The sequence below is a fragment of the Streptomyces olivochromogenes genome (genome assembly GCF_021538895.1).
GTDB classification, from domain to species: domain Bacteria; phylum Actinomycetota; class Actinomycetes; order Streptomycetales; family Streptomycetaceae; genus Streptomyces; species Streptomyces olivochromogenes_A.
Map to the genome: position 1 here is coordinate 1 of NZ_JADDRL010000225.1, position 6,535 is coordinate 6,535.

Annotated in this window: 1 protein-coding gene; it reads left to right on the forward strand. The window is 72.9% G+C overall.

Translation table 11 applies throughout. The features are described 5' to 3' along the window. A partial coding sequence (locus IPZ69_RS46090; protein WP_235460902.1) for a type I polyketide synthase occupies nt 1–6,535 on the forward strand: 6,535 nt, incomplete at both ends.

Sequence of the window (6,535 nt, forward strand, 5' to 3'; positions counted from 1 at the left end):
TGCCGCGCTGATCGTGTCGGCGCGCGGGCGGCTGATGCAGCAACTGCCGGCCGGGGGCGCGATGGCCGCGATCCAGGGCACCGAGGACGAGGTTCTGCCGGTCCTGCCGGAGGGCACCGGTATCGCCGCCGTCAACGGCCCGATGTCGGTGGTCGTCTCCGGCCCCGAGGCGGGCGTGGACGAGGTCGTACGGCACTTCTCCGAGGCCGGCCGCAAGACCAAGAAGCTCACCGTCAGCCACGCCTTCCACTCCCCGCTGATGGAACCGATGCTCGCCGAGTTCGAGCAGATCGCCGCCCAGCTGACGTACAGCGAGACGGCGACACCGATCGTCTCCACCCTCACGGGTGCGCAGGTGTCTTACGAGGACCTGTCCGACCCCACCTACTGGGTGCGGCATGTCCGCCAGGCCGTCCGCTTCGCCGACGCCGTCGCCACCCTCGGCGGACGGGGTGTGCGTACGTTCGTGGAGCTGGGGCCGGATGCCGTGCTGACGGCGATGGCGGCGGACACGGGTACGGAGGCGACGCTCGTCGCGGGTCTGCGCCGGGACCGTTCCGAGGCGCAGGCCCTGGTCGAGGCGCTCACCCGCCTTCCGGTCGTCGACTGGACGGCCTTCTTCGGGCCCGGTCGGCTCCCCGTCGACCTGCCCACCTACGCCTTCCAGCACCAGCCGTACTGGCTCGACGCCTACGCCGGTGCGGCCCGGGGCGATGTCGCGGGCGCCGGTCAGACGGATGCCGAGCACGCGTTGCTGAGCGCGGCGGTGGAACTACCCGACTCCGAGGGCGTGTTGTTCACGGGTCGGCTGTCGCCGGCCGCCCAGCCGTGGCTGGCCGAGCACGCGGTGCACGGGGCCGTCATCGTGCCCGGCGCCGCGCTGGTGGAGATCGCCATGCGGGCCGGGGACCAGGTCGGTTGCGGAACCGTCCGTGACCTGACCCTGCACGCCCCGCTCGTGCTGCCCGCCGACCGGGCGGTGGCCCTGCGCGTGCGCGTCGGTGAGGGCGAGGAGCCCGCCGTCACCGTCCACTCCCGCCCGGAGGGCGAGGACGGGGCCTGGACCCTGCACGCCGAGGGTTCCCTGTCGGCCGAGCCCGCCGAGCCGGCCGCGGACCTGACGGCCTGGCCGCCGGCCGATGCCGAGGCCGTGGACGTCACCAACCTGTACGACGACCTGGCCGCCGTGGGCCTGGAGTACGGCCCGCTGTTCCAGGGCGTCTCGGCCGCCTGGCGTTCCGGCGACGGAGCCGTCCACGCCGAGGTCGCCCTGCCCGAGGGCACCGACACGGACGGCTTCGGTATCCATCCCGCTCTCCTCGACGCCGTGCTGCACGCCATCACCGTGGCGCAGGAGGCCGACTCGGCGGCCCAGCTGCCGTTCTCCTGGTCGGACGTCACCCTGCACGCCTCCGGCGCCTCGGCGCTGCGGGTACGCATCACGGAGGCGGCCTCGGGCTACCGGCTCGACCTCGCGGACCCGGCCGGGGCGCCGGTGGCCACCGTCGGCGCGCTGGCGCTGCGTCCGGTCGCGGCGACGGAGACGGCGACGGGCACCGTCCGTGACCTGTACCGCGTCGACTGGGTCCCGGTTACGGCGCAGGCCACCGAGCCGTCGGAGTCGTACACGATCCTGCGCGCGGCCACGGCCGCCGAGCTGCTCCCGCAGCTACAGGCCCACCTCGACGGCGAGCGGCCCCTGCTCGTCCACACGCACGAGGCCGTCACCGACCCGGAGCAGTCCGCCGTCCGCGGCCTGACCCGTGCCGCCCAGGCCGAGCACCCGGACCGGATCGTCCTCCTCGACGCCCTGGACATCCCCGAGCACATCCCGGCCGGCGAGCCCGAACTTGCCTATGAAGATGGCGAGTTCCGAGCTCCCCGCCTGGCACGAGCTCGCGAGGCAGCAGCACCGGCCGACGCCGCATGGTCCACGTCGGGCACCGTGCTGGTGACCGGCGGCACCGGCGGTCTCGGCGCGCTCACCGCACGCCACCTCGTCGCCGCCCACGGCGTCCGCAGCGTCCTGCTCACCAGCCGACGCGGCGCCGACGCCCCCGGGGCGCAGGAACTCGCCGCCGAACTGCGGGCGTTGGGCGCGGACGACGTGCGACTCGAAGCCTGTGACGTCTCCGACCGCGCGGCGCTGGCGCGGCTGTTCGACGCCCACCCCGAGATCACGGCGGTCGTCCACACCGCGGGCGTTCTCGACGACTCGACGGTCGAGTCGCTGACGCCGGAGCGTCTGGAGTCGGTGTGGGCGCCCAAGGCGCTCGCGGCCCGGCATCTGCACGAGCTGACGGCCGGCCGCGACCTCGACGCGTTCGTCCTCTACTCCTCCAGCGCCGCCACCTTCGACGGCACCGGACAGGCCAATTACGCCGCGGCCAACTCGTACTTGGACGTCCTCGCCGCGCTGCGGCAGGCCCAGGGACTGCCGGGCGTCTCGCTCGCCTGGGGCCTGTGGGCGCCGGAGGTCGGCGGCATGGGCGCCGAGCTGACCGCAGCCGACCTGGACCGGATGGCACGGGTCGGGGTCCTGCCCCTCGACGAGGAACGGGGCCTCGCCCTGCTCGACGCGGCGCTCTCCGGCACGTATGCCCCGTCCGCGCATCTGCTCCCCGTGGTCATGGACTCCCGAGCCATGGAACAGCGGGCCAGGCGCGGTGAACTGCCCCGAGTGCTGCACGGCCTCGTCCGGCCCGCGGCCGTCCGCAGGGCCGTCGCGAGCGGCGCGCAGGCCACGGCCGGGGGCCTCGCGGCCCGGCTGGAGCGGCTGCCGGCCGGCGAGCGCGCCCGCGTGCTGCTCGATCTCGTACGCCGCCATGTCGCGTCCGTCCTCGGATTCGGCGGCGCGGGTGACGTCGCGCCCGAAAAGCCCTTCAAGGAGTTCGGTTTCGACTCCCTCACGGCGGTGGAGTTCCGCAACGGACTCGGCGCCGAAGCCGGCCTGCGGCTGCCCGCCACGCTCGTCTTCGACCACCCGACGCCGAGTGCGGTCGCCGACTTCCTCCAGGCCGAACTCGTAGGCGCCGAGGAGCCGTCGGAGGGCGAGTCGCGGGTCGAGCGGCGGGGCGTGGCGGTGACGGACGACCCGGTCGTGATCGTCGGCATGGCATGCCGGTACCCGGGTGGGGTGGCCTCGCCGGAGGACCTGTGGGGTCTGCTGGCCGCCGGTGGCGACGCGGTCTGCGAGTTCCCGTCCGACCGTGGCCCGCTGTGGCAGGAGTCGTACGACCCGGACCCGGAGGCCGTCGGCAAGACGTACACCCGGCACGGCGGATTCCTCGGCCAGGCCGCCGAGTTCGACCCCGGGTTCTTCGGCATCAGCCCGCGTGAGGCGCTGGCCATGGACCCGCAGCACCGCTTGCTGCTGGAGACGTCATGGGAGGCGTTCGAGCGTGCGGGCATCGACCCGGCCACCGCGCGCGGCAGTGCCACCGGTGTCTTCACGGGCGTCATGTACCACGACTACGCCACCGTCCTGGAACGCTCCGCCCACCACGACACCGAGGGCTTCATGGGCGTCGGCGGCAGCATCGCCTCCGGCCGTGTGTCGTACGCGCTGGGTCTTGAGGGTCCGGCGGTGACGGTGGACACGGCGTGCTCGTCGTCGCTGGTGGCCGTCCATCTGGCCGCGCAGGCGCTGCGCGCTGGTGAGTGCTCGCTGGCGTTGGCCGGTGGTGTGACGGTGATGTCGACGCCGGACACGTTCGTGGACTTCAGCCGGCAGCGGGGTCTCGCTGCGGACGGCCGGTGCAAGCCGTTCGCCCAGGCCGCGGACGGCACCGGTTGGGGTGAGGGCGTCGGCGTCCTGGTCCTGGAGCGGCTCTCGGACGCACGCCGCAACGGCCACCAGGTGCTGGCGGTGGTACGGGGTTCGGCCGTCAACCAGGACGGCGCGAGCAACGGTCTCACCGCTCCCAACGGTCCGGCTCAGCAGCGTGTGATCAAACAGGCCCTCGCGGCAGCCCAGTTGACTCCGCAGCAGGTCGACGTGGTGGAGGCGCACGGCACCGGCACCCGGCTTGGCGACCCGATCGAGGCGCAGGCCCTGCTCGCCACCTACGGCCAGGACCGTGCCGAGGACGAGCCCCTATGGCTGGGCTCGATCAAGTCGAACCTGGGCCACACGCAGGCCGCCGCCGGTGTCGCCGGGATCATCAAGATGGTGCTGGCCATGCGGCACGAGGAACTGCCGCAGACCCTGCACGTGGACGCGCCGTCGTCGCACGTGGACTGGTCGGCGGGTGCGGTGGAGCTGCTGACCGAGGCCCGGCCCTGGCTCGCCGGGGAGCGGACCCGGCGTGCCGGTGTCTCCTCCTTCGGGATCAGCGGCACCAACGCGCATGTGATCGTGGAGGAGGCTCCGGCCGAGCAGCCCGCGGAAGCTGTGGCTGCGCCCTGGCTGCCGGTCGTGCCGTGGATCGTCTCCGGCAAGTCCGCCGAGGCCACGCGCGAGCAGGCCGTACGCCTCCTCGAACTCGTCCGTCGAGAGACCGGCGCGGACCCGGTGGACATCGCCCATTCGCTGACCACGCGGCGGTCGTCGTTCGCGTACCGGGCAGCGGTGGTGGCCGGGGATCGGGACGGGTTGCTGGCTGGGCTGGAGGCCATTGCCGGCGGGAGCGTGACGCCGTCGGCTGTGGGTGGGTCGCTGGCGTTCCTGTTCACGGGACAGGGGAGCCAGCGGGCCGGGATGGGCCGGGAGTTGTACGAGTCCTTCCCTGTGTTCGCGGCTGCGCTGGACGAGGTGTGCGCGGCCCTGGATGCGCATCTCGAACGGCCGCTGAAGGACGTCATGTTCGGTGGGGAGGGGCTGGACGAGACGGGTTACACGCAGCCTGCTCTGTTCGCGCTGGAAGTTGCCCTGTTCCGGCTGTTGGAGGCGTGGGGTGTGCGGGCGGATGTGCTGGCCGGGCACTCGATCGGTGAGCTGGCAGCAGCGCATGTGGCCGGGCTGTGGTCGCTGGACGACGCGGCGCTGATCGTGTCGGCGCGTGGCCGGCTGATGCAGCAGTTGCCCGCCGGGGGCGCGATGGCCGCCATCCAGGCGACGGAGGAGGAGGTCCTGCCCGCGCTGCCTGAGGGCACGGGTATCGCCGCGGTCAACGGGCCGATGTCGGTGGTCGTCTCTGGACCGGTGGACGGCGTCGAGCAGGTCGTGGCGCACTTCTCCGAAGCGGGCCGGAAGACCAAGCGGCTCACGGTCAGCCACGCCTTCCACTCTCCGCTGATGGAGCCGATGCTCGCCGAGTTCGAGCAGATCGCGGCCCAGCTGACGTACAGCGAGATGGCGATACCGATCGTCTCCACCCTCACGGGTGCGCAGGTGTCGTACGAGGACCTGTCCGACCCCACCTACTGGGTGCGGCATGTCCGCCAGGCCGTCCGCTTCGCCGACGCCGTCGCCACCCTCGACGGGCAGGGCATCGGTACGTTCCTGGAGCTGGGGCCGGATGCCGTGCTGACGGCGATGGCGGCGGACACGGGTACGGAGGCGACGCTCGTCGCGGGTCTGCGCCGGGACCGCTCCGAGGCCCAGGCCCTGGTCGAGGCGTTCACTCGACTTCCGATCGTGGACTGGGCCGCCTACTTCGGCCCCGGCTGGAACGCTGTCGAGCTGCCGACCTATGCCTTCCAGCACGAGACCTACTGGCCTGCGCCTTCGACACTCGACGCGGGTGACGTCCAGGCCGCGGGGATCGACACGGCCGGCCACCCGCTGCTGGGTGCGACCGTCGAACTCCCCGATTCGGAAGGGGCGTTGTTCACCGGTCGGCTGTCCTTGGCCACCCACCCGTGGCTGGCGGAGCACGCGGTGAACGGCACGGTCATCGTGCCCGGTGCCGCTCTGGTCGAGATCGCCGTGCGTGCCGGTGACCAGGTCGGTGCGGGAACCGTCCGTGACCTGACCCTGCACGCCCCGCTGGTCCTGTCCGAGACCGGCGCCGTCGCTCTGCGTGTCCGTGTCCGTGTCGGCGAGGGCGAGGAGCCCGCCGTCACCGTTCACTCCCGCCCGGAGGGTGAGGACGGGGCCTGGACCCTGCACGCCGAAGGCGTCCTGTCGACAGACAGCGTCGAGCCCGCCGCCGACCTCACCGCCTGGCCCCCGGCCGGCGCCGAACCGGTCGACACCAGCGCCCTCTACGACGACCTGGCCGCGATGGGCCTGGAGTACGGTCCCCTCTTCCAGGGCGTTGCGGCTGCCTGGCGTTCCGGTGACGACACCGTCTACGCCGAGGTCGCCCTGCCCGAGGGCGCCGACACGGACGGCTACGGCGTCCACCCGGCCCTCCTCGACGCCTCCCTGCACGCCATCGGCCTGCTGGACAGCGAGAACGATTCCCAGGCGGAGCTGCCGTTCTCCTGGTCGGACATCACGCTGCACGCGTCCGGGGCCTCGGCCCTGCGGGTGCGCATCACGAAGGAGGGTGCCGGCCATCGGCTGGAGCTGGCCGATCCCACGGGTACTCCCGTGGCCACCGTCGGAGCGCTGGCCCTGCGCCCGCTGGCGGGGGAGATCAGCAGTGTC